We start from the raw sequence: 25,218 nt of genomic DNA on the forward strand, positions 1-25,218 counted from the left end.
CGGCACGTATATGAGAACCGGGATCATAAGAAAAAGCCTTTCGAAGAAGGGCAATTTAGACATGCTGTGACGTCCTCAAACTAACGGGGCAACAATGCTCATCAGGCGCTGGAAACGTGTCGCGCCATCGGAAGACCGGAAGTCGGGGTGGGAGACCGAAAAACTTGCCTCCCGGTGCGCAGCGTCGACGTCCTCAGGATCACTGAGATAGGCGGGCAGTTTCTCGTCCAGCTCCCCCATGCAGCCTGCAGACTTCCGGTCGTAGAAGGGCTTGACCGCGGAAGTGACGTTGAAATTTCGCAGAAGCGTGAAGTTCGGGAGCCGCTCCTTCAGGCAAATTGCTTCGATCGCGGAAATATCGCTGACGCACAGGGCAATTCGCGCGCTGTCTTGTGCGTAGACGCCGATCCGGGGATTTACGAGCGCCAGAGCCTGCACGGCCGCCCGCACCGCAGCATTGGCATCCCGCAGGTCGACGCTGACCGGCCACTTCAGGGACACAGCCCGCAGACCTTCGATGAACTGACGGATCAGGCCCGGTTTGAGCAGGCCGAGATAGGGGTGCGGGCGAACGACGATATGCTCGCACCCGCGAAGCCAAGCGGCGCGCCGGGCCATCTCAAGGCCCCCGATGCCGATGGAGCAATAGTTGTTGATCTCGCCGCCATAACCCTCCCAGGTCGGCGCGTAGAGGAGCGAGTCCCCATGTTCCGGGTCCACCCGGTAGCCTTCCAGTGACTGAACAAAGGTATCTCCAACGCGGATCAGGCGGTCGGTATCCGCATCGCTCTCCCGGAAGATGCCTGCCCGCAAATAGCGGTCCAGAGCCAGCCCGCCCGCCAGGCAGACATGGTCGTAGAGACGCGCCGCCGGCCGGGCGGAGGCACGCTTGTTGGACTCACCGTGAAGGACGAGGACATGACGATAGCTGCGGTTCGCAACCGTGTGCAGGTTTCCCTGGCTGTTGAAACCGTAGAAGACCGCGCCACCCCTTTTGACAGGAAGTTTTTTCGCAGTTTGACCGTCAACCATCCGGATGTCCACGCCTGCGAACCGCTTGGCCTGAGCGAGGCCGAAACCGTTGCCGATGCGCTTACGCATGAGCATCGGGGTGCGGATAGAGTGGAAGACCCCCTGATGGTAGAAGGGCACCATCTGCTTTGCAGCCGCGCGGATCGGGCTGTCGATATAAACAGCCGCAGAAACCTGTGTCATGTCCTCAATCCAGCTTAGCGGAAGACCACGTTCTGATGGCGCACGATCTTGCCCTGTGCGGACAGCATGTAGCGCAGGCCATGCGCAACCTCTTCCGGCTGCATGATGGTCGACGGATCTTCATCCGGCGCGAGGGTCTTGCGCAGATCGGTTGCACAGCGGCCGGGCGAAATGCGCACGACTTCAGTGCCGTCCTTGCGGAATTCTTCCCCCATGGATTCCGAGGCGGCCAGGATGGCAGCCTTGGAGGCTGAATAGGCGGCCCATTCCGGACGCCCGTTCAGGCCGGCGGTCGAGGCGATGTTCACGATGAAGTCCAGCTTGTGGCCGCGGCGGCGCGCCTCGCGCACGATCAGGATCGGCGCCTTGACGTTGATCTGCATCGTCAGGTCGAGATCCTCATCGGTGATCTCGTTGAACGGGCAGGGCGCGGTATAACCGGCGTTGTTCACGATCGTGGTGACGGTCAGGCCCTCGGCCTCGATGCGGTCGAACAGTTCCTTCTGAAAACCGGGAACGCCCAGGTCCGCTTCAATCAAAATGACGGCCTTGTTGCCGGCGATGCGGGACACTTCTTCCCCGGCGCACTGCAGGCGGTCCGCGTCGCGCGCGACCAGGATGATGTTGTCAAAATCCGCATCCATTTCAGCGAAGGCTTTTGCGGTTGCAAAGCCGATACCGCGAGATGCGCCGGTGATCATGATGGTTTTCATTGGGGTTCCCTTAGTTCTGAAGTAGCTTTTCAACGAGGCCAAAGTCTTCCGGAGAGGTGACTTTGATATTCTGCCCGTGCCCGGCAATCGCGCGCACGTTTGCACCGGTCATTTCCTTGACGAGGATCGCGTCTTCGGTGAATTCCCGGCCAGCATCAGCCGCGGCCTGATGGGCCGACAGCAGAGTGGAACGGTCAAATTTCTGCGGTAGCTGGATGTTGAAGACGTCCTTGCGCGGCACATCCCTTGCAACCATGCCAGTGTCCAGATCGACCGAGCACATCGAAAACGGAACCGCGGAGAACAGGCCCGCATTCGGCTCCTTGGAGGCCAGAAGCTCGTCGATCATGGCCCTGCTGATCATCGGCCGGGCCGCTTCATGCAGGATCACGGCATCCCCTTGCGCCGCCGATGCCAGGATCCGGACGCTTTCCTGCCGGGTGTCGCCGCATTGTAAGATTTTCGCAGATTTTGCCGGGGCGTACTTCTCACAAAGGACGCGTGTCCTTTCCTCGAAGCCAGCTGGCGCGTTGGTGATGATCTCAGTGATGCGCTCATGGGCATTGGCCAGCATGAGCGAATAGCACAGCATTTCCAGGCCGTTGATCTTGTAAAACTGTTTGGGCTCGTAGTGCCGCGAGCGGGAGCCTATCCCGCCCGAGAGCAGGAGAAACGAGACTTGCTTTTGCATCAATCGATAGTCCGAGGGATTTGAGTTTTTCGCATCCTAGCTGCGCGTCATAAATCTGTCACCATGTGAATCGTAATTTTTTTCGCATATCCACATTTTTCTGTCCGGCCGCTGCCCCGGCTTCGCATCCGGTCATTTGACCTGCGGCGCGGGCCGTCTCATTGGCGTTTCCGGTTTTCCTTTAGGTTGGATAGGATTGCGAAAACAGAACAGTGAAATCAGGACAAACACATGATCACCGAACGCACGAACCCGCGCATGACCCAGGCAATCTGGCTTGGCCAGATCTGGCGCGGCGCCATCGCGGAGAAAGCTCATTTCACGGCAGATCAGATCATCGATCTCTCCCAGGCGCAGATCACGATGACCGCTGACTGCGATGAGGCGGATCCCGTGAAGATGCGCAAGCTCACCAAGGCGGCCACGTATCCGCAGCGCGCGCGGCGGTATCTGGAACGCAACTGGGTATTGAACACCGGCCTGTCGCGCGATCGCGACCAGGTCAGCATTGCGCTCGCCGGCAAGCGCACCGAAAAGGCAATCGACCAGGCGCTCGAAGGCCTGAGGCTTTCCGCCACGAACCTGTCTGAGGCTTCCGGCCCGGAGTTCGTCAGGATCACGGATCGCGTTGCGGTGGCATTGTCAGGGGAAACGAATACGCTGCGTGATCTTCATGGCGAGGGAACGGGCGTCCTGCTGCGGGAGATCCTCGGTCTGCCGGGTGATGCGGCGCATTGCGAAAAACTGACAAACTCGGAGGTTCTGGAATGCGCGCTCCTGGCACTGGAGCGTTTTGGCGTGACGGTGGCGCCGGAGCTGTACGAGAGCCTGCAGACGAACCTGAATGATGAGAGCCTCCCAGAGCCGGCATGAGACCACATCTTCATCGAGCTGGCAGATGCAGGGTGCTGCTCAATGTGGCGAACGGTTGGGCTTCGATGACCATTCGATAGAGACTTCCTGAATAAGCACGTCGAAGCCACCAGTCGATGTATGCGCCAGACTGAGAGCGGCAGCTGTTCTGAGATCCAGCTCCGCTTTCGGATCGATCCTGAGGCGCAACTGACCGCCTTGCGCAGGCTGCAGGAAGATCGCGTCCCGGCCGCGCCCGGCAACGAGGCGCAATGCCCCCGTGGCGGGGAGGTCAGCGCCGAGCAGGCGCTTATCCTTTCCGAAAATGACCAGAACGGCCTGCTCGCCATCCCGGATCACCGCGGTCGGGGCAGGCTTTAAATGATGCGTGGTTGCCGAGATGGACTGCGCGCGCCGCAGCGGGTCATGCGACCGCACAGGACAGCTCTGCAGCGGGCTCCGGCATCGTCACTTCTTGGGTCATGATGCGATCAAAGCCTTCATCGAAGTCGGGCATTTCCATATTCAAAATCTGCCTTTTGGACACCTCGCGCGGGATGTCCCGGCCGCCAATTGACGCGCGGGCCAGGATCCGTGATCGATGCGCAGCCAGCCCGCCATGAAGGCAGACCGCGATCTTGGTGTATCCGTCCGGCACCATGGCCAAACGCTTCTCCCGGACCGACCGCTGGAGGTTGGTTTGATCCCAGATCACATCCAGGCCGCGTTCAAACGCGCGCACCGCGGTTTGCTCGCAGATATCCCGGGCATTGTCAGCCTGCGCGGGGTAGGCCTCCTGGTAACTGATCCCCTCCGCCCGAGCGAAGTCCTCAATGATCTGGTCGGATGAAATGATCACCGCGCTGGGGTTCCTGGCGCGGATGTCCTCGGCGATGGTGGATTTTCCGCTGCCGGAGCAGCCAATCAGCATGATGAAATGCATCTCGGTTTTCCCATTCGGTATTCCCGTTCAGGATAATCCGAGTATGCGAAAAAGAGAAGGCGAGGCGCCCGGGCCGGTGCTGGGGGTCATCTTTCCGGGGAGAGCCAGGCGGAAAAAGCCGCGGCCAGCCGCGTCAGCTCACGCTGCCGTATTGCGGGCTCCGGATGTGCCAGGGCCCGCGCCCAAGAGGCGCCAAGCTGTGCCCCTTTCGGGTGGAGCGCACATAGATCCTGAAGCGCTGCCTCCAAGCCCGGGTCGAGGCGCAGATCTTCTTCGACGGTGCGCTGTGCTGCCTCCTGCACCAGGGAGATGGAGTGCGCCATGCGCTCCCTCCGCGGGATGGCCTCCGACCAGGCGCCGCCGAAGGCGACATTGGAAAGCTGCCGGTTTCTGTCCATGGATTTCGCTCCTTGAATTGGGGAGAACAGATGTAGAACAAGTGAGGTCCGGCTAGCAATGATTCTTCGGGGGCCTTGTGACCTTCAGAACTCTGTACATCGATATGAACTCGTTCTTCGCGAGCGTTGAGCAGCAGCTTGACCCGGCGCTGCGCGGGCGGCCGGTTGCCATAACCGCGATGGAAAATGAGAAGGGCTCCTGTGTTGCCGCGTCGTATGAAGCCAAGGCCTTCGGCGTCAAGACAGGCACGCGGGTGGCCGAGGCGCGCCAGCTCTGCCCTGACATTCAGTTCCGCCCGAGCCGTCATCGACTTTATGTGCGCTATAACCTTGCCGTGGCCGAGGTTCTGGACCGGTTCGCAGAGCTGGAGCGCATCCGGTCCGTTGATGAGTTTCAGCTGATCCTGTCCGGTCCGGCCACGGAACTGGAGGGCGCGCGCGATCTGGTCATGCGCATGAAGCGGGCGGTTGCCGGCGAGGTCGGGGAGTGCCTGCGTTTCAGCGCGGGCATCGGCCCCAATCACCTGCTGGCCAAGATCGCTGGCAAGCTGGAGAAGCCGGACGGCTTCCGCTGGCTATCCCAGGAAAACATGCCGCAAGCCCTTGCTCACCTGTCCCTGGATGATCTCCCTGGGATTTCCAGGGGGATGGGCGCACGGCTTGAAAAGGCTGGCGTGCGCAGCATTCCGGATCTCGTCGCGCTGGACCCCCGGCATGCCCGGCGGATCTGGAATTCAGTCGAGGGCGAGCGGTTCGTCCGGATGCTTCAAGGCATGGATATTCCGCTCCAGCCCTCAAGCCGCGGCGGCTTTGGGAACTCCAAGGTGCTGGCGCCGGAATTCCGTGCGCCCGAGGAGGCATATCTCGTTTCGAGATGGCTGATCGAGAAGGCGGCGGCACGGCTGCGCGAAGAGGGCAGGGTCGCCGGACGGTTTGCCCTGCAGATTTCGATCGCCGACCGGTCCGGCTGGTCGCGGTCGGTCAAATGCGCGCCCGCACAGGATACGCTGGGCTTCCTGCGGATCAACCGAACGCTCTGGCGCTCCGCCTGGCCCGCGATCCGCGGGCAGACGCTGTTGTCCATCGGCGTGCAGCTGAGCGATGTGCAGCTGCTCTGTGATCGCAGCGGGGACCTGCTCAGCGGCGTCCAGGCCGCAGAACGCAGCCCGCAGGAAAAAGCCGCTGTCGCCGCCGACAGCATCAACCGCCGGTTTGGCGCCGGGACGATCCGCTATGGCGATAATCAGCCGCATCCGGGGTTCTTCGAACGCGGTTGATCCGCAACCTATTTTGCTGCTTATGGGACGTTTTCTTGCCAAAGATTTCACCCAGAAGTACGGTTTTGGCATATGCGGAAAGGGTGTTCGATGAAGATCATGATTACAGGATATGGAGCCCAAAGCGATACTGACGGCGCCAAACGTTATTCCACAATGCGTCTTCTGACAAAGCGAGAGGGCGTTTACAACCAAGTGATCCCAGCTCGAACAAGTGTTCGAGTAGGGAAGAAAAACATTCCGGCTCTCAGGATTAACGCGGTCACACGGAAAACAAGCCAGAACACCTCTGATAATGAAGCGGCCATATATCTGCATTCAATGTCGCCGGATGATGCTCTGACGTTAGCGATAGAGCTAATAGGTTTCTCAACCTCTTCGCTTTCTGGTGGGGAACTGAAGGCCTTCTGGGAACGCAATCATGCATCACGTTCCATTCTTTCGCGCTACATCTATCGGGACCCGGAAGACGGTTGGTTCGAAGAGGGTCTCGAGGGCACTATCACTCCAGATGAATTTGAGCGCATTTGTGCAGTAGCATATCACCGGCTCGTCCCGGACCTTAGCAACCTTCCGCACAAGCGGGAAGATTGGCAACCGATGCATCAATCGCGCTTTGAGCAGGCAAAGGAACAGGCGGACAGTTTGCGCAAACGGGTACGCACTGTTCTTGATGGGCTATTTCCAAATCTGGCCAAGCGTCGAGTCAAACCCAATGATGATAGCTCTCCCAAATCCTGTGAACGGCCTAATCTCCATGTTGTGCCGCGAGACTGAACTGTTGCAGTATAGGCTTTAAAGACCTTCCCGGGCGGTTGGGTGATCTGGAGCTCATCCTTCTTCTATTTTGAAAATCGATCAGCATTGTATCGCGTCATGTCGCAAAAGACCCAAGAGCCAACATTCCATGTTCCCCTGCTGCCGCATGACAAGCCCGGCGGCCGGCCTGAGCGCAGGTTCAGCTCTGAGGAGCTTGCGCATCCGCTTCTGCCCCAGCTGCAGGACGGTGACATGCTGATCCGCATGGAGGAGGATGCAACCGGGCTGTTCCGGGAAGATGATCTCCTTCTGGTCCGCCACGCACCCCAGGCAAAGCCGGAGATCGGCATGATCCTGGTCACGCTCTACGACGATCAATTCTGGCCCGAAAAGGTCGTGGCCAAGGGGCCGGAGGGGCCGCTGCTTGAAACGCCGCCGGAGGCGGGCGCGCCGGGCAGCCATTACCGGGTCGAGCGTATCGGCTATGTGCTCTGGTCGGGCAGGGAGTGGCCCGCGCCGTGACTGCGCAGGCCCAAAACGCTGGTGGCGCCTAGAGATTGGCGGCCCAGGCCCAGCATGCCTCACGATGCTTTTGCGCCGCTGCGGCCGGGTCTTCTGTCGAGGAGACCAGCTCCAATTTCAGAAGTTCCTTGAAGAACCCCTCGCCGCATTGGCCGGACTGCGCATTTACGACCAGCGAAGAGAGTATCGGCAAGCCATGCTCGTTGCAGTGGACCATGAGCCTGCCCAGGAACTGCGACACCTGGGACATCTTCGTGTGATCCCATTGGACATCTCCGCCCACGCAGTCTTCAAAGAACGGCTTGTAGTTGATGGTCTCTCCGGACTTGGCGACGCCGGTCAGCAATTCGAGCGCACGCGAAACGTGGAGGTGGCCTTCCCGCGCCCCCAAGATCTCGTCAATTTCGGCGTGATACTCGGTGTAGCGCTGATCGGCGAGGATGCGCTCCAGACTTTCGGTCTTGTATGTGTTGAAGTCCATTTGGGAACCCGGAATTGAGAATGGTCGGTGCCGCATGCGGCGGCATGAAATCAGCTTGCATGATCGGTATCGCGTTGCAACTCTGGCGATTGCGATTGCACGTCGCAGGGGGCGGTGCTAGTTTTGCGAAAAATCATTTAAGGCATTAACATGACCGGTGAAAACACTTTCAAGGAATGGGCCTCGCTTGCCCCTTGGGGGCTCTACGGGTCTGACATCGTCTTGCGTGTCGATCATGTTCTGACCGAGCCGGTTTGTCCGACTGCGGTGATTTCGTTCGAGTTGCCGGAGCGCGCAGGCATCGAACGCATCGCATCCGCAATTGGCGACACTGTGGATGAAGCGATTTCAAAGGCAGTCGAGGCGGCCAAGCAGCGGCTGGCCGGGCTACCTTTTGAGCTCGCTCACTTCATGCGCGGGGTCGAACCTGTCGGTGACTTGCCCTTCATCGCCTTGCGGCCGTGGCGGCATCACGCGTCAGAAGAGAACTTTCCGCCCGGTGACCTTGATCCGGAGCAGATTGTCGAGGTCTGCCGCCGCGGACCGGATGCCGTCGAATGGCTGGTGGCTGAAGCTCATCAGCTCGATTGGGCGCACACGGGAGGCAAGGAAGACATTATGCGGTATCGGCCAGTTATGCGTCGCCGTTAAGGCGCTTGTGTAACTCTTTTCCGGTCTTGAAGAAGGGGATATGCTTCTCTTGCACTTGGACTTGGGCACCAGTTCGAGGATTGCGCGCTTCGCGGGCTTCACGTTCGCGGATGGAGAATACACCAAAGCCGCGCAGCTCTATGCGCTTGCCACCCTCCAGACCTGCGATAATTTGGCTGAATAGCGCCAAGACAACACGCTCCGCGTCATCCCGGTTTAAATGGGGGTTCTCGGCTGCAATGATGTCGACCAGGTCTGAGCGAACCACTGGCGTTCTCCATATGATTGTTTCGCTCACCCTATCATATACTTACGCAATTCTATCAATAAAAATTCTATCCAGTTCTGGCTGTTCTTATCTGAACTGGATCCGCTGGATTCCCGGCAGCGATTTTCGCCCACCCCGTGTAGGCTTCTCCTGCGTTCCACATAATGGAGAGACGGGATGAAACAGCCGGGAGACGCCGCCTTGAACAGCCTAGATGATCAGACGCGCCAGGAGCTGGAAAAAACCGTTCTGGCAAAGCTCAAGACGGTGAACGCGCAGTTCCTGTCCAAGGCCCTGCCTGTCAATTTCACCGCGGTCGACATGGGCTTCATGGCGCATGAAGACAAGATCGAGATGAAGATCTCGGTTGGCCAGGAGCAGGTTGTCACGCTCGAAATCAATCATGAAGCCGCCACCCAGAAGGTCCGGTTCGCGCTTGGCTTTGAGAGCCGCGCGGAGAAAATTCTGCAGATCGTCGACGCGGCAATGGACCGTGCAGTGCAACTGGCGAATGAGGCCGCGCTGCAAAAGCGGATGGAGATGCTGAAGCCCGTTTTTGATGAGATCGACCAGGCCGCGACTATGGACCTCTGATTTCGGAAGAATGCAAGATCCGCGACCCGCGATGACTAGCGCACTGCCTCATCCGAACAAAAAGAATGTGACGGAGCGCAGCCATGCCTTGGCCAGCCCGGCGCCCCGAGGCTCTGTGGTCGACACCAGCAGAGATCCGGTATCATCAAGAGGGAAGATTGTGGGGCGATTGATAGCTACGCTGATAGGGTCGGATTTCGCCTCACATCCAAATCGTCCAAAGCTATCCATGCCAACGATTGCCGCGATCCCGGCATGGTCGGGCTCGCCACCGCGTGTCACAGAATAAAGGCCGCCACCTACACCGCTCACAAGAATGCGCCCCTCCCCATAGGCTTCGGTGTAAATGAGCCGCTGCCGAAGGACTGCCGCCAGACGTGCGCTGAAAATCGTGCGAAACCGCACCCCCGAAGTGAATGCCTCCAAGCGGGCAATGTCGATAACGATCCGGGCGCCGGGCGGGATCTCGATTTCACCGATTGGGAACCGGATATCATGTGTCCCTGTCAAGACCTCAGTGTCTGAAGAGTCATACTTCATCCAAGCCAACTTCCCATTCAATGCGCGCCGGAGCATAAGGCGCCCTGGCGCGGGCCATCGCGATAAGGAATGCAGCTTAGACCAGGAGATCACTCCGGATCTTGCGACATACCAGGTATCTGAGTTGATCGGGATGGAGACGGAGCCGCCCTTTGACAGGCTGCTGAAGTCTGGATGAACCGCTTTGGAGCCGCCTTCAGGCGCGATCGACAGATGAAGACCACCTCCCGTCCGGGTAAAAGCAAACCGTGCGAAGAGGCTTAGGTAGATCTTTATGAGGATTGCGAAGGACCAGGCAAGGAGCGCCCAGCTAAGAAATCGCCAGAAAGCTAGGAAACTCTTGATAGATCGGACCGCGCGCTTCTCGGCCGGCGCGAGATAGAGGTCCAGAAAAGCGTTGGCGGCGTCTTTCGTTGCGGTTTCTACGTTCTCTCCCGTTGTGTACATCGCGCCGAGATGATCATCCCAGGATGCCTTGAAATCATGCCGCGCCGCTTCATAGGCTTTCACGATTGCAATCTGCACGGTGTGCTGGATTTCGCGTGAAGCACATTCTCCAATTTTGAACGGCCATCGATAGAAGGGACAGGTCTCGGTGACTATGATGCCGCAATTCTCGAGAGACGGCGGTATCGCACCCTCACAGTGCCTCCCAGTGCCAAACAACGCTGAGGTGGTGGCATCTGCCCCTCGGTCTCCGTTGGCTCTTGCGCTTTCCACAGCTGCATCTACACGGGCAAGGAGGTGGCGGCGAATGTTTTCTGCGTAGGCATGGATGCTTTTGATCAGGCTGGCTTCCAGGTCAAAGCGATCGACTGGGGGCGGGCATGCCCAGCTGGAGAGCGGCGTAAGCCAGTTTGCGGGTAGAGGCCGCGTCGCGGCTTCACGGGAAAGCATGTAGGATTGCTCACCCTCTATGTGGCCCCTCAGAATCTCACCGGACGCAGGGACCTCAAAGGCACCGATGACCTCATCGCATCCGTAAAGTGCGGTATTTGCCCGTAGCCGGCCCGCATCTGCGGCAAGGTAAATGGCAATGAGAGGTAAGGACGCATATGCGGCAGCCATAGCGAGAAGGCGAATGAGTTTCAGCCCTCCCAACCCCCTGTAGACCTCAAGGAGGTCTGAAACAACCATGCGGGCAATCCAGCCCAAGGGAGCGGAAATCGTTATCAGCAGAACGGCGACTGCGGAGAGATCCGCACCTCGAGCTGCCAGTAAAAGGCCCGAGACCGCAAGGCCGGTGAGAACAAAAGGCCAAATGCGGGAGGCTGTGGCGCCGATCAATCCGCTGAACAGGCACAGTGTCGCGACAAGCCAACCGAACACGAGGGCTATTCCAGCACGCAGTATTGAACGACATAATATGGGGGCATGTTGTTGTGAGGCGCGTTCTTTCCTTCGCTTACCATAGGGTGATTACCGTCTGCATGATATTTTGTGGCAGCCTCTGCGTGCGCGGATACACCTCCTTTGCCACCGTGAATTCTACCGTGGTCATGTGCTGGCATTTCATCCTTGGTGAGCTGGTGTTTTTCCGCTCCGCCTTTCTGACCGGGAACACGCGGGGTCAATGGGACCCCATTCAGTGAGCCAGAACCTGCCCCAAGAGGGAATTTGCCCGCGAGGTCATCGAACACCTTCCATCCGGGCGGGCATGGCTGCTTGACGCCATCAATTTCGAAGTCCGATGTAAAAGCGGCAATCACGCCTCGGGGAGCATTCCATCCTTGCGGCGGGCCGATGATAATAGGTGCAGACGCAAGAACCAGGGAGGGTATCAGTACAGCGACAGCCCAAGTTTTGCGCGCATAAGCCGCCATTGCGACCCCGCCGAGGAAAAGGAGGGCGGAAACGGCAGCAGCGGCCGGATTCCCGAGATAGGATGCGGCATGTTGCAACTCTACCAAACTTCCCTCTGCAGACCAGAGATCTGCAAGGAGAATGACCAGGCTGGCCAGCGAGACGAAGCCAATCAAGAAAATGGCAAATAACAATGTTCCGGTGCGCATGAGCCCCCTCCTCTTTAAACCTAGAAGAGAGGATAGTTCTCAACCTTGAATGGTCATCAAAAAATAGACGCAACTCGGCGCTTAAGGCGATTTGGGCTGGGGTACCCCCGTATCCTGCAGAGCATGATACCTAGAGGCCCGGAGTATGCTCAACTTTGTTCGGGAGATGAAGCCGCTCCGCCATTGCGGCCTGCTGTTCCTCCCGTGCCTGGCGGAAGTTGCGCTCCAGGCGGGCATCCGCCCGCGGGATGGCGGCGGGATCATCGGGCCAGCCCAGTGCTTCCATGAGATCAAGCGCATGAGCGATCGCATCCCAGGGCCCGGTCTGCCGGGTTAAGCCGGGCGTTTTGGCCAAGATTTCGTGCCGGTATCCCTTTGGGACGCCGAAGCTCCGCATCATTTCCAAGACCGGCCGACGGCCTTCGGCGTCGATGACCCACCCCTGCGTATCCATGCAGAAGACATGAGCTGGGATGCGGGCATCCGCAGGGTAGTCCAGCCTTTTCGCATACCTCGCATCCGAGACTACCAGTTCGCACGCCGTCAGCTTTCCCGGATAACGCTGCAGGAGCGCTGCGGTAAACGCATCGCAATAGCCATCGGTGTAGATCAGCTGTTCATGGAGCGGCAGATGCGCGCCCGCGGCTGCAGCCGCCCGAATGCCCTTCACGGGCACAAGGCCTGACTGCTTTCGGCATCCGGAGCCAGCTTCTCTTCCAGTTCGGCTTAACATCTTCCGCGCCCTGAAGGACGGGGATTTCCCATCAAGCGGCAGCGGCATCGAGCTGCTGCCGTTTGAGTCGAGTTGACGCTTCGCAGGCGGCGAGTGCCGAAGCCTCCACGTCCAGCAACGGGATCCAGGTCGGTTGCCCGGACAACCCGGTCGTGCGCCTTCGTGTAAACGCGGTACTGCTCAGCAGGGGCCTCGGTCATGGGGGACTACTCCGATCTGTTTCCCCTCATTGTAGAGTTTCCGCTGGAAACTGTGAATTGTTTTTCGCATTTTCGGCGCGGCCTGAAATCCTGTTCTTGAGTGACACAGGAGGTCCAAGTGCCGGTCAATCTGGAAATCAACACGCGCCAGCCGAAGCGTAAGCGCCTCGCATATACCGAAGTGCGCGGCCTCAACGATGCTCTGCAACTGGTTCATCATGCAACGCGTGAACATGGCTTCGCCGCCGCGGATATTGCGCCCCTCAGCCATTTCGGCACACGCACGGCCGCCAAAGCCCGAATTTTCGAGCAGGAGGGTGCCCGGATGTTCTCTGCGCATCTCGATATTCGAAACCCGCTGCACCTCAATGACATGCATGGCAATCACGATGTGCCATCCCTCCTGAACCTCATCGCTTACTCGAGCGCCGATGGCGCAGTAGCGGCGCGCCGCGGCGAGATCCTGGCAGCGGACGCGGTGGGGGAAGGAGAGGAGATGCTTGCCAGGACTCTGCTGGATGTGGGATGGGATGGGATCGCCTACACCAACAATCACGAGGATCCGGGGTCGAGGAGCTGGATTATTCTGGACCCCGCGCAGGTCATGCTGGTCAGTGAAGGACCCGTCTCGCAAAGTTTGGACCCTTGGGAATTGGATGCTGCGGAATTCGTGGGTCCGGCCAGCATCCTCCCTCATTTCGCCATTGATGCTGGCGAGGAAGCCTACGCCAGTCTCTGGGACATGCTGGACGAGTGTGGGGACGATATGCCGGTGTTGGCCCGCGACCAGGATGGCTGGGAGGCCCGTTGGATTGATAATTGGGGTCTGGCCGCCAATATCGGCCTGTTTGACGGTTGCGGGGTGGCGCGAGGCTTCTATCTCGGTGGCGAGTCCTGGATCGACGAGGATGCCCGCGGGGCAGGGCGCTCATCGTTGATGATCAACGCGGCTGCGGATCTCCTGGGTGGCTCGCCCACCCAAGCGCTTCTGGGGAACGGCTTTTCGCCGGCGGGTTATGCCGCGCACCTGTCAGCGCACCGGAAGATCTGTGACTGGGCGCGGGATCAGGGTTACGTGCCCGCTGTGGACCTGTCCGCCAAGAAGGGCGACTGGGCGCCCGTGATGCCGTAAAGCGGCTATATTGAAAGAAGGATCAACATAATGACACCAGAGCGACGGCAGCCCGGACTATGGGAGACCTTTTGGCACCGCAAGTCCGACGGCTATGGCATGCGGGAACATTTTCCGGGCACCTATACTGCGCTGGAGACGCTCTACGAGGCGCTCCCAGAGTGCATCACAGGCGCCTCGGATTTGAAAATGTCGCGCGCCATCATGAGCGGTACGGAAGCGGTCGTGAAGATCTCTGACACCTTCATAAGCGCATATGCAAACGGCGTTCCTCAGGAAGCGTTCAAGAAGGCCTATGAGAGTTACCTGAAGGAAAACTATGGCGACGAAGCAGCCGAGGCGGTCAAGATGAGTATTGACGCTAAGGATGCTCTGCTTGGACAGGTGAAGGACAGGCTGGGCCAAGCTGTTGGCGCCGCGTTGTCAAGCCTTCACTACGAAGCGAGCAAGTATCTCGACGAAAAGTTTCACCGCAAGGATAGCGAATGGCATCGCAAGAATGGCCGGGCGATACACCCGGAGAGCCATCTGGCATTGTCTGGAGAAGCAAGCCCGGAAACCATAGGCTTCCGGGAAGGCAGCCGGATCTACTATTCGGATGAGATGGAATATATCGCCCGCATGCGCATGAAGGTCATCCAGGAAAGCAATCTGTTCAAAGATGATCCTTTTCAGCTGCCGCTCGAAATCCGCGGCACCTATCTGGCTGATAAGATCGCCGCCGTGGGCCTCTCACCGAAGGTTTCCACGATGCTGCCCCTCCAAGAGGAAATGGGGCGGGCCGCGCCGCCGGAACCATCCCCCGAAACTGAGGGCTTGGCTCCTGGCTGCTGAACTTCAGGGTTCGAACCCGGCATCATGCGCCGCCCCTTTGGGGGCGGCGATCTCTTTGCGGATGCTGATTTCATCTTCCGGATAAATCTTCCAGCTGGCTCCGGAAGAAGACCCTCAGAAGTTTTCGCGCCGTCCCGCCAGCAGCAGGACAGTCCGCGGCCCTCGATCCGCCTGCCGCTCACGCAGACGGCGGCGCGCCGTTTCAAGCTTCAGCACGGCAACAGAAAGCATGTTCAGGGCCCTGTCCCGCCGGTTGTACAGTTCTCGGATGCGAGACCCAGGGGCGCCGATGCTCCAATAGCTGTGGCGATGCGCCTGCGGGACAAGTTCGGATGCCTTTGCGACCGCAGCTCGCCAGTCTGCTTCTGCCCTCTCAAAGCGCAGGCTTGCCTTGACAAGAACGGTGCGGCGCAACTGAAGATCGGGATGCATTTCAGCCTCCTGCAGTAAGAGCGAGCCGCAGGGCGGACTCGCTCTTCAAGCCTAGCCACAATGGCCAGATCCGGTCAACGCGGACTGCGTGCTGCTCAGCTGAGATTTGAGATCAGCTCGACACCGGCCGCCTCCATTTCGGCCATGCGCTCCGTGATCGACGCATCCGCGATGCCGCGGCAGGACCCCAAATCCACGGCGGCCTCAAAGCCAAGCTTGCGCGCATCAAGGGCCGAGAAGCCTACGCAATAGTCAAGCGCCAGGCCTGCGAACACGGCGCGGGTCAAGCCGCGCTCCCGCATGAACCCGGCGAGGCCCGTCGGCGTGGTGCCGTCGTTCTCCAGGAATGCGCTGTAGCTGTCGATGCCCGGACGAAAGCCCTTACGGAAGATCGCCTGGGCCTTGTCCAGAACCGATGGCCCCAGGGCGATCTCCGCCCCCGGCGTGCCCTGCACGCAATGCACCGGCCAGAGAACCTGCTGGCCATAGTCCACCTCGATCACCTCGAAGGGTTCACGCCCCTCATGTTCGGCCGCGAAGCTCTTGTGATCGATCGGATGCCAGTCCTGGGTCAGCACCACATTGTCGAACTGCATAGCCAGCATATGCGCCGACACAAGGATCTCATCCCCGCCAGGCACAGCTAGAGCGCCGCCAGGCAAGAAGTCGTTCTGGATGTCGATCAAGCAAAGGAGGTCGGTCGGTTTCGGGGTAATGGGCATCATCATATCCTTTCAGAATTTCGGTTGGTATGGAGGCTCAGGCATCGATTTCGACGGGGATCTTGAGCGGCTCGCCGGTCAGCGTTTGGAATGCCTCAACGCCTGCCTGCGTCAGACGAATTTCGCGCCAGCTATCGGACCTCTGAACGATGGTCACCAGGCCGCGCGCTTTGAGTGCCTGATGGGTGGACCGGCGCGTGCAGCACGTGTAGGGGACACCCTTCGCCTGCGACCTGCCAGTCGCCACGATCTCATTCTCCATTGTCATGCTGAGCTTCCCGGAAACCGGACGAGCCGGGATCTCGGCACTGGCCGCCGCCCGGCCTGCCGCCGTGATCTGCCAAGCCTGCCCCTTGGCGGTCTTGCGGCCAACGCGCTGGACGAAGCCGCGCGCCTCGAGCGCCTTCAGGATGGGTTGAGCCCACTCCCAGCGGCCGTGCTGGACGGTGGCAATTTCGGCGAAGTCCCGGCTGCACAGTCCCTCTGACACTCCGGACAGCTTTTGGAGCACAGCCTTCTGGTTCACGGTCAGCATTTTCGCCATCTCAGTCTCCCAGGCTCTTGCCGCTTTCCGCCGCGGTACGCGGCCGCCATTTGCCATCAGCACGCAGGATCAGGACCTCCTTGGTGCCGTCCATATCCACAACCCGGATGCCCTTGGTTCCTGCCGGGCAGGCATCAAGGTCAGGCCAGTCTTCAGGGCCGCCGTCGAGCGGGATGGCTGTGCGGAGGTGTCCGGGATACTCCCACTCATAGAATGCCCACAGCTTGGCCGGCACATGATCCCGCCATGCCGGATCTCGGCGCTCGATCATGCTGCGCACATCCGAAGACGAAATCCGGATATGTTTTTCGCGGTCCAGGATATGAATACGTTTCCCGGATTCCGGATTTTCCCAAACATCGAACAGGCCTCGGCGATAGCTCGGGGCGCCATTCAGAGAGGCAAAATGCGCCTCATACCAGCGCGCATCATTGATGGATCCCGCATAGAGATCCGTCGGCTCGGCCTTCCCGGACTCTCCGATCGCCTGGAACACGTAGTCCGCCCAGTCGGTGAGGTTGTCCGTGGCGCCAATGTCTTCCAGGAAAACGAGATCAAAGGCATCCGCCCCCCAAAGACCCTGGATCGCCCGCCGCTTCTGGTCCGGGTTCAGCGGATTGCCGAGGACCCCGAATTTCTCGGAGCTGCCGTAGCAGATTGTGTTCCGGGAATTGTCGGTGAGCATCTGAGCGTAGACTGCGGTCTTACCGGCATGCTCAATCTGACCGCGCGTCAGAAACAGCCCAACCCGGTCCTGGCCAATACGAGGATCGATTTCAGCGGTCATTCAGGGTCTCCTTGTCCGGCCTGATTGATGAGCAGGTTACTGGGATCAGCAGCGGAAGGCAATAATAAATTTCGCAATGCAATTTAATAACGCCAGGTGGTCAGAAAGATGTGTCGCAGCATGCACTTTCGGGCTTTTCGGGGACAGGATGCCTGCGGCTGGGGCTGGTGTTGAAGCAGCGGAACCAATCCGACAGCTGCCTGCGCTCTTCGTCCGGCGTCTTCTCCCAGAGGTATGAAATCAGACGGGACAGCCTCCGTGCGGTGCCGGTGTCAATTTGGCTTGGAACGGGATGATCTTCTCCCCCAAGCACCGCGGCGACCTCTCGCGCCTCCTCAGGAATGTGCTCCATCATCCGATCGACAGCGGTCCGAAGCATCTGGATCTGCCCCGCATCCAATGGTTCATCAAGCTTGTGGCTTTCCGGGAAAGCGCCGGTCAGAGGATGAAAGCACCGCTCCAGAAGAACGATGTTGATGCCGTTGGTCTTCATTTGATCTCTCCACGATGTTCTTCAGGCAGTTTGCTCCCCTGGCCGGAAAATATTGAGCATTTGATGCCTGCCATCTCATTTTTCGCAATTCCTTTTGCGCATCTCAAGCTTCGGTGGTAGCTTGTGCGAAAAATGTAGATTGAGATTACGGATTGCTGATGAGCGCTGTTGATAAGAGGATGTACGTCCTCACCGATACCCGTGCGAACAACAACAAATTCTGGGAAATCACCAAGGATGCGTCCGGGATGGTCACCACCCGCAATGGGCGGGTCGGGTCAAAAGGTCAAACCCGCAGCCTGGGAAGCGGTGATGCGTTGTTTCAGCGCAAGATCAATGAGAAGGAGCGCAAGGGGTACCGGCAGATCGAGATCGTTGGCGCGCCAAGTGCCAGCAGTGCGGTGAACGGATCCGAGCTCGTGTCAGCCGCTGAAGAACAGATCGGCCAAGGCAACGCAGTTGTTGCCGAACTTGTTCGCGAACTTGCGAAAATCAATCGCCACCAGATCATCGCCGCCTCCGGCGGCCAGATGGATGTGGACCTGACGACCGGGGTGATTACCACGCCGCTCGGAGTCGTAACCGCGCAAAACATCGCTCAGGCGCGCGCGCTCCTTGAGGGCTTCACGCCCTATGTTGAGCGCCAGGACTTCGACACGCCAAACTTCATGAAGCCGCTGGAAGAGTACCTGATGCTCGTTCCGCAGAAGGTTGGATCCAAGCGTGGCTGGCACCGTGATTTTATCACTGGCTTAGAAAGCCTGACCCAGCAGGGTGCGCTGTTGGATCAGTTGGAAGCGTCGATCGAGACCGCGCAGCAGCGCATGCGGGAAGCCGAAGGCGGTAAGCAGCCTGTTGAGAAAATCTTCGACGTCTCTATGTCCATCAATGAAGATCCAGCGGTCCGCAAGCGCATCATCGAGTTCTACAAGCAGGGCCGCCAGTCGATGCATGCATCGCACCGGCTGAAGCCAGCGCGTATTTTCGATGTCTCTCTTGGGGCCATGGACCGGGACTACGATGCCGACGGCGCCAAGCTGGGCGGCGTAATGGAGCTCTGGCATGGCACCCGGGCTCACAACCTTCTCTCGATCCTCAAGAGCGGTCTCATCATCCCGAAATCGAGGGGATCGATCCATGTCACCGGCCGCATGTTCGGCGACGGTCTGTATTTCTCTGACCAATCCACCAAGTCGCTGAACTACGCCTATGGCTACTGGGACGGCGGGTCGCGGGACAGCCGGTGCTACATGTTCCTCGCCGATGTGGCCATGGGGGCGCCCTGGCATCCGGACCGGACCGGTTCGAGTGTGAAGCCCCCTAAGGGCTACGACTCCGTCTTTGCCCGCGGCGGGAAGGACATCGTGCGCAACAATGAAATGATCGTCTACCGGACCTCTCAGGCCAAACTGAAATACCTCGTCGAATTCGAAGCATAAGGAATGCGAAAAATGAACCACGGAAAGCATTTTGCCGCGGAAGTCGCCCCCGCCCTGTCCCTGCAGGACGTCACCGGCCGCCGCCACCCGGTTGCGAGCGCAGAGCGCGCGGAGGCAGCCCTGCGGGTTGCGAACGAACTGCAGGGCCTGGCCGGAACTGGCCGCACCGCGGACTATGGCCATCCGGATGCGGAACCGGCCGGTGATACCATCCTGCTCTTCTACTCGTCGGACAACGGCCGGGCTGGCAAAGGGGAGATTTCCCGTGCGGCCAAGGCCATCGCGCGCAGCAATGTGACCCTCGAAGCCGATGGCAATGGCGACACCGCGCCCATCCGGATCAGCGGAACCCGTGCGGTTGTCTTCGCAGAACGGCCCGCCGTGAAAACGGGCGCTGTCCCGTTCCTGGTGTCGACCCGCATCTGGTTCAACGAGAACCGCTCGACCGTCAATTTCCCCGCAGGGGAAGCGCAGATCCGTCAGGCCCTCGCAGACATCAATGACCGCCTGGAAGAGGGCCGCGTCTCGCTCGCGCGCTGACACCCGTCTGCGAAATTCCACATCTACCAAAGGACCCCCTTATGAAACGCTCCATCATCTTTGCTGCCGCATTGGCGTTCGCCACACCCGCTCTGGCGGAGGCGGAATTCGAGCCGCTGAGCGCCTCTGACATTGCCGCGGCCAGCATTTCCGCTCAGACCGGCCGGGACGTGTCTCCGTTCTCGATCGGGCTCGGCGTCAGCGTCTTCGGCCCGAGCCTCGAAGCGCGCTATGCATTCACCGACAAGTTCGCCGTGCGGGGCAATATCGCGGAATTCAGCGTGAACCACGAAGAAGAAAGCCGCGGCGAGACCTACAGCGGTGATTTCGAAATGGGCGGCACCGGTGTCTGGCTGGACTACCACCCCTTCGGCGGTGCGTTCCGCCTCTCTGGCGGCGGCTTCATGACCGATATCTCCGGCACGCTCTCTTCCAGCGACGTTGAGATCGGCGGCATCACATCCCGCCTGAACGCAAGCGTTGAATCCCGCACCGATTTCATGCCCGCCGTGGCGATCGGCTTTGATAAGCAGGTCTCGCGCAGGCTGTCCTTCTCGATGGACGCCGGCGCTCTGTTCGGTGATGGCTTCAAGGTCTCGGCCAGCGACCCAACCGGCACCTTCACGCAGGCGCAGGTCGACAGCGAGATTTCTGATCTGGCATCGGACCTGGAAGACCTGGACGTCGTGCCCTACCTGCGTGTCGGGCTGGCCTGGCGGTTCTGATCAGCATGAACGGGGTCACTGAACGCATCTTGACCGAAAAGATCTGCAGCCTCGAGGCCGAGGTTGCAGATTTGCGCGCGGAGCTGAACCAAGCGTCCAGCCGGGACATCGAAATTGCATTGCCGCTGCTGCAGCACTATGCGGTTGCTCCGGTCTTCATGGGAGCTGCGCCCTCCATGCTGCGAGAGCAATTGGCCCGAGCCTTTGGACAAGCCACCGCGGACGCCCTGATTGGGCAGATCCGAGACATCAATGCCGCTCCGGTCTCCCAGCTGACGATCGATCAGATCAAGGAAGCCTTCGAGGACGGGGCAGGGCGCTGGCCGGGGATCCCGGCTTCAGCCGCGATCCCCTGAGGGTGGAAAAGGCAGCTCAAAACAGGAACGCGGTGTCCTCAATCTTGCCACCGCTGACATATTCCACATTGATGATGAAGTCGGTCTTCCCGTCATAGTCATGATCGAGCTTAATGCGCGCTTGGTTTCCGTTTGGTAGATCGTAGTTTACCGTGAGTTGCGCGAATTCTGTATTCAGCCGCGTGAAGTCAAAGGTATCATCGACGCCGACATACTGAACAAAATCCTTTGAGGTGCCTGATTTTCCTATATCGGTCTTCCTGAACTGGAACGAGTCGGCCCCTATGCCGCCACCCAACGAGTCCCGGCCTTTGCCGCCGTGCAAGACATCATCACCGTCGCCGCCGAACAAATAGTCCTTACCATTGCCTCCAAACAAGCGATCATCGCCCTGTTGACCCCACAGCCGATCGTCGCCATCGTTGCCCTTTAAAAGGTCCCGGCCCTTTCCGCCATCCAACACATCCAGGCCATCACCACCGAATGCCTTATCGTTGCCATTCTCAAGCCAGACGCGATCTTCGCCTGACGCTGCCTTGACAAGATCCCGTCCACCACCAGCCCAGATATGATCATCACCGGAACCTGACCTTACAACATCCCGACCGCCACCGGTCCAAACATGATCGTCGCCAATGCCGCCCAGAAACGAATCGTTGCCCTGAAACAGGCGCACGGTTGTATCAAGTAACTCATTCCGAAAATTGAGGTTTTCGGATCCACGCAAACCCATATATGAGAGACGAAATTCGTCCTGGACCTTTTCAAAATAGAGAAGTGACGTTTCAGGGGTGCGCCACGTTCCATCTTCTTTCTCATAGGCTAATTCCAGGTGAGAGTTTAGGGTTCTAAAAAAGTTGGTGCTGACGTCCAGATTGTTGGCGTCAATTTCGGAATTGCGTTGCGCCTCAAGTCGATCGAACTCTCGCAATAGACGATCTTGAGCCTCCTTGAGATCCCCAAGCTCGCCTATATCTCGCACTATCATTAGGAGATCCGCGAGCAGAAATACATCGTTCAATATCTTGACGTAAGCTGGAATTTCCTGCCCATGAAACACTTCCTCCAGGGCACTCTTTGCCTGGACTAACTCGTTTCCCAAGGCTGCTGCTGCAACCGCCCTTTCCGTGCTGTCAGCGGCAAGGGCTAGGTCAAGCGCCGAAAACACTTTGCCCAATGCTACATCAGCAACAGCGTCCAAGGCTTTCAACACTCCTTTTGCTTTCCCCAGCACAACATCAACCGCCAGAGAGCCAGCCGACATCGCAACATCGATTTCCTGCCGCGAGATTTGGGTGTCAAGGTCGGCAATGAGCGCCCTAAGTCCGGCCATCTTATCGTCAAATCGATCAGCCTGTGTGGATTGAATACTCGCGGCGCGGATAGTGGCGTTATGATGAGCCACTGCTGCTTTCAGGGGGGCACTAATCAAAATTTCATTGTCGTCTATTTCCAAATTTACACCGGTTTGAATATTCTCCCGATGTCTGTAACTTGTCTCGACGAGTTGTTCTTCTCCATTTTCATCCTTTTCTTCCTTTAGTCTGATGACGTTTAGGTTTGCGACAAACTGGATGTCCAGATAGAAGTTCCCGAAATCGAACTCTACATTTTCCAAAGATTCAAAGAGCAGTGTCACGACCCTGCCGTCGAAAGATGAAATCTGAACATCAGAGAAAAACTCGTTTATCCGATCGAAGCCGTATCGATATCTCATTTCAAAGTCGTCACTAGACAAACTTGAAAAGCTTAAGAAGTCCAGAGTGGGCTTTCTCCACTCAAGTGTACCAGGGGTGCCCACCTCATCAAGATGACCTTTAGCTGATACCATTTTCGCGAGATTTAGTTTTATTTGATAAAGCTGCCCTTCTTTCAGAGTGATCGGTGGTGTATCTTTTCTTTTCTCAAAAAAATCATAATAAGGGACGAAGCCTAAGTCGATAACTCTCTGCACTGAAATCCAATCCTCGAACTAATGTAAGGTACAAGCAATCCATTCAGGATAGTATCTGCGAAGATGAGCAATGCAATACCTGTTCAGGCCAGCGAGCGCTATGGCAGTAAGCTTCCGATGACCAAGCCTCCTTCGGAAATCTAAACCTGTGCTTTCGTCGCCTTATGGCTGCGGTATATCGGCCTCTCCGGCCTCCGGATATTCCATATCTAGGACACAGCTGAGGGTCGAAAGCGCGGCGATGATCCCGTTCATGTCCATCACCTTACTGATGTGATAGGCTACTTCGGGCTCGCCGGTGCGGCGCCCCGCGTAATCTTCCTCAAAGCCATCCGCACCCCGCACGAACCGGCCAACCGGGCGGGCAACGCCGCCACTCTCCCGGAAGGCGCAGATGCGCATCATCTCACCATCCTCGATATGCAGATCCACCCGGTACATGCCTCGCTGCGTTTTCACTTCCACCGAGAAGCCAAAATCCTCTTCGCGCGCATAGCCGACGTGTTTGCCATCATTTGCCTCAAACAGCCTTTCGGGGCTGGTATAGCCGTGCTTCACCAGTCCAACAGCAAGGCTCATAAAGTCCGGCACGCGAAGGTTCACATCATGTGCCGCAATGCCCCGGGAAAAGCGGAAGACCCGCTCCAGAACGCGCTCGTCAAACAATCCTCCGGAGCGGTAGACCGCGGCCGTGGCAGCATCCATGATCTCCGCGCCGCCGGGGGAGCTGTCGTAGCAGCGCCAGCCCTTCAGGCTCAGCTCGTCGCTCCGCGCTTTGACGATGTCTGCAAGACCGTTTTCGCTCAGCAGCCTGGACAACAACAACAACGCCACCTCTGCGGATCCATGAACGATGTTGAGGGAGTTTGAGCTGAGGAGTTCCCGTCTTTCGTCCGATAATGATAGCTCCGGGACGGCTTGGACATGATTTCCATACAGGTAATCCTTGTCCGGATCAGCCTTCAGGATCTCATCAAGACGGCTGAAATCCTCCACCCCTGCAGGGGGTCCTTTGAGCGTGAAGGCATTCATCGTCAAACGGGAAAAACGATCGCCGGGCTGCAGGCCGCGGTAGCTTTCGGGATCGGCTTCGAGCGCGGCATAGGCTTTTTCCGCCGGCGTCAGGTCACCCTTGGGGAAAATGCGCCGAAGGATCTTTTCCTTCCCGGTCAGGCCCAGAGTATCCAGATCCCGATCGATCTTCTGGTTGAGCTCCTCAAGGCGCGCCAGAGCGGCGCCGGTAAACTCCTTTGCCGTGCGCAAGCCAATATGCCATCCGCCCGCAACCGCTGACCGCAGAAGCAGATCTGCGCTCTGACCGTTTCGCTGCGGCAGCACTTCAAGCTCCCAGCCGCCCGGTGCGCGTAGGGAGCCAGCCGTCGCCTTGCAGGCCAGCTCAACCAGGGCATCCTGCGAGGCCTCAATGAAATAGCCCATGGCGGCCTTCACAAGCGCCGTCACGTCATTCAGGCGATCATGAGAGATCTTGTAGGCCAACGCCGCCTCCATGGCGGCATCCGGATCAATAGACCGCGCAGGGAATGACCCGGAAAGTGTCAGGTCTTCAACCTTCCAGGTGGGGCGTTCTACTGTCATTTCTTTTCTCCAAGCTCGACCGGCCAGCTGCTCAGCCGCCAAGTCATCCGTTTTTCGCAAAATACCAGCCTGATTGGAAAGAAGCGATACCTGCAGACCCGGACGGGGTTGCAAATCCTGTTGTAACCAGGCTTACCTCCAAGGTACTGCAAGCTTCTGTCCAGAGCGGCTCAGCCCTCCACGGTCCCGAGGCGCAGCGCGCGAAATGGGCACAAGGAGATGTCCAATGAAGATCGAACTTTCCGTCGCAACGAGCGAAGAGCATCAAGCCCTGTCGAACCGCAAGGGGGCGATAAAACTCGATACCATTAACCTTCTGGCTCCCTTGGAGGCTTTCCGGCCCGGCGAAGAGGGTGAAGAGGCGCAGGATGACAATAGACCGATGCTGGCCTTCTCCAAGGAAGGTCTTGGCGCACATGGCGCCTACGAGGACACCGTCGGCGAACGGGACATGTTTGCACCCGGTGTGATGCCGGCAGAGTTCAGCTTCCTTCTGGACTACCCAATGAACAACGCAGCCCTTGTGCATGTTTCTGGTGGTCCTGACGAGGGGTTCTCTGCAGCAAAGCTCCTGGAGATCATCCGGGAAGCCTATCAGGGGATCTACTTGTCCGAAGAAGGGGAAGACCCTGCGCCGGCGTCTCAGCAGTTCGGGGAGCTCGTCATCCTGAACCGGCCGCAAACACAGGGGATCTTCGGGATCTGGGGACACGGTATCGCAGACCTTGCGGTTGAGCAGATCGAGATCTACCGGCTGGACAACGGCCGCTACACGATGGACGTCTTTATCGGGTCATAACCCTGACTGCGGAGAA

The 25,218-nt window shown here is 58.7% G+C and carries 31 protein-coding genes; 13 read left to right on the forward strand and 18 right to left on the reverse strand.

Annotated features, from left to right (window positions below; genetic code table 11):
* Positions 1-75: 75 nt before the first annotated feature.
* From AB9K35_RS07590 to AB9K35_RS07600, 3 genes are read right to left on the reverse strand one after another with little or no spacing between them, the layout of a single operon-like run.
* The gene (locus tag AB9K35_RS07590; RefSeq protein WP_369925139.1) at positions 76-1,215 is read right to left on the reverse strand and encodes a hypothetical protein; all 1,140 of its coding nucleotides are present in this window, start codon (positions 1,213-1,215) and stop codon (positions 76-78) included.
* Positions 1,216-1,229: 14 nt separating this feature from the next.
* Complete coding sequence (locus AB9K35_RS07595; protein WP_369925140.1) at positions 1,230-1,928, reverse strand: SDR family NAD(P)-dependent oxidoreductase; 699 nt, start codon at positions 1,926-1,928, stop codon at positions 1,230-1,232.
* A 10-nt stretch (positions 1,929-1,938) separates the two neighbouring features.
* Positions 1,939-2,619, reverse strand: a complete 681-nt coding sequence (locus AB9K35_RS07600) for a 2-C-methyl-D-erythritol 4-phosphate cytidylyltransferase (protein WP_369925141.1) — start codon at positions 2,617-2,619, stop codon at positions 1,939-1,941.
* 231 nt (positions 2,620-2,850) lie between these two features.
* On the opposite strand from AB9K35_RS07600, the gene AB9K35_RS07605 reads away from it, so the two are divergent.
* Complete coding sequence (locus AB9K35_RS07605) at positions 2,851-3,492, forward strand: hypothetical protein (protein ID WP_369925142.1); 642 nt, start codon at positions 2,851-2,853, stop codon at positions 3,490-3,492.
* A 39-nt stretch (positions 3,493-3,531) separates the two neighbouring features.
* Here the strand turns inward: AB9K35_RS07605 and AB9K35_RS07610 are convergent, their stop codons facing one another.
* The 3 genes from AB9K35_RS07610 to AB9K35_RS07620 form a co-directional block, all read right to left on the reverse strand.
* A complete protein-coding gene (locus AB9K35_RS07610) occupies positions 3,532-3,909 on the reverse strand; it encodes a hypothetical protein (RefSeq protein WP_369925143.1) in 378 nt (125 codons plus the stop codon).
* Positions 3,896-4,414: an AAA family ATPase gene (locus AB9K35_RS07615; RefSeq protein ID WP_369925144.1), complete on the reverse strand. Its 519-nt coding sequence runs from the start codon at positions 4,412-4,414 to the stop codon at positions 3,896-3,898. The genes AB9K35_RS07610 and AB9K35_RS07615 overlap by 14 nt, the downstream gene beginning before the upstream one ends.
* A gap of 86 nt (positions 4,415-4,500) precedes the next feature.
* Positions 4,501-4,812 carry a hypothetical protein gene (locus AB9K35_RS07620; RefSeq protein WP_369925146.1) on the reverse strand — a complete coding sequence of 104 codons (312 nt, stop codon included), beginning with the start codon at positions 4,810-4,812 and terminating at the stop codon, positions 4,501-4,503.
* A gap of 77 nt (positions 4,813-4,889) precedes the next feature.
* Between AB9K35_RS07620 and AB9K35_RS07625 the strand changes: the two genes are divergently transcribed.
* The 3 genes from AB9K35_RS07625 to AB9K35_RS07635 all read left to right on the forward strand — a co-directional run bounded on the left by AB9K35_RS07625 (position 4,890) and on the right by AB9K35_RS07635 (position 7,370).
* Entirely contained in the window at positions 4,890-6,089 is a 1,200-nt protein-coding gene (locus AB9K35_RS07625; protein WP_027234157.1) for a UMUC-like DNA-repair protein, read from the forward strand.
* A gap of 90 nt (positions 6,090-6,179) precedes the next feature.
* Complete coding sequence (locus AB9K35_RS07630; protein WP_369925147.1) at positions 6,180-6,866, forward strand: hypothetical protein; 687 nt, start codon at positions 6,180-6,182, stop codon at positions 6,864-6,866.
* Positions 6,867-7,100: 234 nt separating this feature from the next.
* The gene (locus tag AB9K35_RS07635) at positions 7,101-7,370 is read left to right on the forward strand and encodes a hypothetical protein (protein ID WP_369925148.1); all 270 of its coding nucleotides are present in this window, start codon (positions 7,101-7,103) and stop codon (positions 7,368-7,370) included.
* Between the two features lie 28 nt (positions 7,371-7,398).
* Here the strand turns inward: AB9K35_RS07635 and AB9K35_RS07640 are convergent, their stop codons facing one another.
* Positions 7,399-7,851: a hypothetical protein gene (locus AB9K35_RS07640; protein ID WP_369925149.1), complete on the reverse strand. Its 453-nt coding sequence runs from the start codon at positions 7,849-7,851 to the stop codon at positions 7,399-7,401.
* Positions 7,852-8,001: 150 nt separating this feature from the next.
* Here AB9K35_RS07640 and AB9K35_RS07645 point away from each other — a divergent pair, with 150 nt between their 5' ends.
* Positions 8,002-8,502 carry a hypothetical protein gene (locus tag AB9K35_RS07645; RefSeq protein WP_369925150.1) on the forward strand — a complete coding sequence of 167 codons (501 nt, stop codon included), beginning with the start codon at positions 8,002-8,004 and terminating at the stop codon, positions 8,500-8,502.
* Here the strand turns inward: AB9K35_RS07645 and AB9K35_RS07650 are convergent.
* The gene (locus AB9K35_RS07650) at positions 8,486-8,770 is read right to left on the reverse strand and encodes an integration host factor subunit beta (RefSeq protein ID WP_369925151.1); all 285 of its coding nucleotides are present in this window, start codon (positions 8,768-8,770) and stop codon (positions 8,486-8,488) included. The two genes, AB9K35_RS07645 and AB9K35_RS07650, sit on opposite strands and share 17 nt — an antisense overlap.
* A gap of 177 nt (positions 8,771-8,947) precedes the next feature.
* On the opposite strand from AB9K35_RS07650, the gene AB9K35_RS07655 reads away from it, so the two are divergent.
* Positions 8,948-9,364 (forward strand): hypothetical protein, encoded by a 417-nt coding sequence (locus AB9K35_RS07655; RefSeq protein ID WP_369925152.1) that lies wholly within the window; start codon positions 8,948-8,950, stop codon positions 9,362-9,364.
* Between the two features lie 48 nt (positions 9,365-9,412).
* Here the strand turns inward: AB9K35_RS07655 and AB9K35_RS07660 are convergent, their stop codons facing one another.
* From AB9K35_RS07660 to AB9K35_RS07670, 3 genes are all read right to left on the reverse strand, one after another.
* Positions 9,413-11,233: a hypothetical protein gene (locus AB9K35_RS07660; protein WP_369925153.1), complete on the reverse strand. Its 1,821-nt coding sequence runs from the start codon at positions 11,231-11,233 to the stop codon at positions 9,413-9,415.
* 5 nt (positions 11,234-11,238) lie between these two features.
* A complete protein-coding gene (locus tag AB9K35_RS07665) occupies positions 11,239-11,916 on the reverse strand; it encodes a hypothetical protein (RefSeq protein WP_369925154.1) in 678 nt (225 codons plus the stop codon).
* Positions 11,917-12,046: 130 nt separating this feature from the next.
* Positions 12,047-12,592: a hypothetical protein gene (locus AB9K35_RS07670; protein ID WP_369925155.1), complete on the reverse strand. Its 546-nt coding sequence runs from the start codon at positions 12,590-12,592 to the stop codon at positions 12,047-12,049.
* A 375-nt stretch (positions 12,593-12,967) separates the two neighbouring features.
* On the opposite strand from AB9K35_RS07670, the gene AB9K35_RS07675 reads away from it, so the two are divergent.
* Both AB9K35_RS07675 and AB9K35_RS07680 read left to right on the forward strand, forming a co-directional pair.
* Positions 12,968-13,981: a hypothetical protein gene (locus AB9K35_RS07675; RefSeq protein WP_369925156.1), complete on the forward strand. Its 1,014-nt coding sequence runs from the start codon at positions 12,968-12,970 to the stop codon at positions 13,979-13,981.
* Between the two features lie 30 nt (positions 13,982-14,011).
* Entirely contained in the window at positions 14,012-14,815 is an 804-nt protein-coding gene (locus AB9K35_RS07680; RefSeq protein ID WP_369925157.1) for a hypothetical protein, read from the forward strand.
* A 114-nt stretch (positions 14,816-14,929) separates the two neighbouring features.
* Here AB9K35_RS07680 and AB9K35_RS07685 read toward each other — a convergent pair whose 3' ends face one another.
* From AB9K35_RS07685 to AB9K35_RS07705, 5 genes are all read right to left on the reverse strand, one after another.
* Positions 14,930-15,247: a hypothetical protein gene (locus AB9K35_RS07685; RefSeq protein WP_369925158.1), complete on the reverse strand. Its 318-nt coding sequence runs from the start codon at positions 15,245-15,247 to the stop codon at positions 14,930-14,932.
* A gap of 95 nt (positions 15,248-15,342) precedes the next feature.
* On the reverse strand, positions 15,343-15,969 hold the full coding sequence (locus tag AB9K35_RS07690; protein WP_369925159.1) for a nicotinamidase: 627 nt from the start codon (positions 15,967-15,969) through the stop codon (positions 15,343-15,345).
* Between the two features lie 37 nt (positions 15,970-16,006).
* Positions 16,007-16,513 carry a hypothetical protein gene (locus tag AB9K35_RS07695; protein WP_369925160.1) on the reverse strand — a complete coding sequence of 169 codons (507 nt, stop codon included), beginning with the start codon at positions 16,511-16,513 and terminating at the stop codon, positions 16,007-16,009.
* A 1-nt stretch (position 16,514) separates the two neighbouring features.
* Positions 16,515-17,300 carry a hypothetical protein gene (locus AB9K35_RS07700; RefSeq protein ID WP_369925161.1) on the reverse strand — a complete coding sequence of 262 codons (786 nt, stop codon included), beginning with the start codon at positions 17,298-17,300 and terminating at the stop codon, positions 16,515-16,517.
* A 100-nt stretch (positions 17,301-17,400) separates the two neighbouring features.
* Positions 17,401-17,793 (reverse strand): hypothetical protein, encoded by a 393-nt coding sequence (locus AB9K35_RS07705; RefSeq protein WP_369925162.1) that lies wholly within the window; start codon positions 17,791-17,793, stop codon positions 17,401-17,403.
* Between the two features lie 158 nt (positions 17,794-17,951).
* Between AB9K35_RS07705 and AB9K35_RS07710 the strand changes: the two genes are divergently transcribed.
* The 4 genes from AB9K35_RS07710 to AB9K35_RS07725 are packed head-to-tail and all read left to right on the forward strand — an operon-like array spanning position 17,952 to position 20,853.
* A complete protein-coding gene (locus tag AB9K35_RS07710) occupies positions 17,952-19,232 on the forward strand; it encodes a WGR domain-containing protein (protein ID WP_369925163.1) in 1,281 nt (426 codons plus the stop codon).
* Positions 19,233-19,244: 12 nt separating this feature from the next.
* Positions 19,245-19,772, forward strand: coding sequence for a hypothetical protein (locus AB9K35_RS07715; RefSeq protein WP_369925164.1), 528 nt, complete (start codon positions 19,245-19,247; stop codon positions 19,770-19,772).
* Between the two features lie 41 nt (positions 19,773-19,813).
* The gene (locus AB9K35_RS07720; RefSeq protein WP_369925165.1) at positions 19,814-20,497 is read left to right on the forward strand and encodes a hypothetical protein; all 684 of its coding nucleotides are present in this window, start codon (positions 19,814-19,816) and stop codon (positions 20,495-20,497) included.
* 29 nt (positions 20,498-20,526) lie between these two features.
* Entirely contained in the window at positions 20,527-20,853 is a 327-nt protein-coding gene (locus AB9K35_RS07725) for a hypothetical protein (protein WP_369925166.1), read from the forward strand.
* Between the two features lie 16 nt (positions 20,854-20,869).
* Here AB9K35_RS07725 and AB9K35_RS07730 read toward each other — a convergent pair whose 3' ends face one another.
* Together AB9K35_RS07730 and AB9K35_RS07735 are read right to left on the reverse strand one after the other, a co-directional pair.
* Positions 20,870-22,807 (reverse strand): calcium-binding protein, encoded by a 1,938-nt coding sequence (locus AB9K35_RS07730; RefSeq protein WP_369925167.1) that lies wholly within the window; start codon positions 22,805-22,807, stop codon positions 20,870-20,872.
* A 162-nt stretch (positions 22,808-22,969) separates the two neighbouring features.
* Positions 22,970-24,403 carry a hypothetical protein gene (locus AB9K35_RS07735; protein ID WP_369925168.1) on the reverse strand — a complete coding sequence of 478 codons (1,434 nt, stop codon included), beginning with the start codon at positions 24,401-24,403 and terminating at the stop codon, positions 22,970-22,972.
* A gap of 226 nt (positions 24,404-24,629) precedes the next feature.
* Here AB9K35_RS07735 and AB9K35_RS07740 point away from each other — a divergent pair, with 226 nt between their 5' ends.
* The gene (locus AB9K35_RS07740; RefSeq protein WP_369925169.1) at positions 24,630-25,202 is read left to right on the forward strand and encodes a hypothetical protein; all 573 of its coding nucleotides are present in this window, start codon (positions 24,630-24,632) and stop codon (positions 25,200-25,202) included.
* The last annotated feature ends 16 nt before the right edge of the window (positions 25,203-25,218 follow it).

The sequence above is a fragment of the Leisingera sp. XS_AS12 genome (assembly GCF_041224635.1).
Taxonomy (GTDB): Bacteria; Pseudomonadota; Alphaproteobacteria; order Rhodobacterales; family Rhodobacteraceae; genus Leisingera.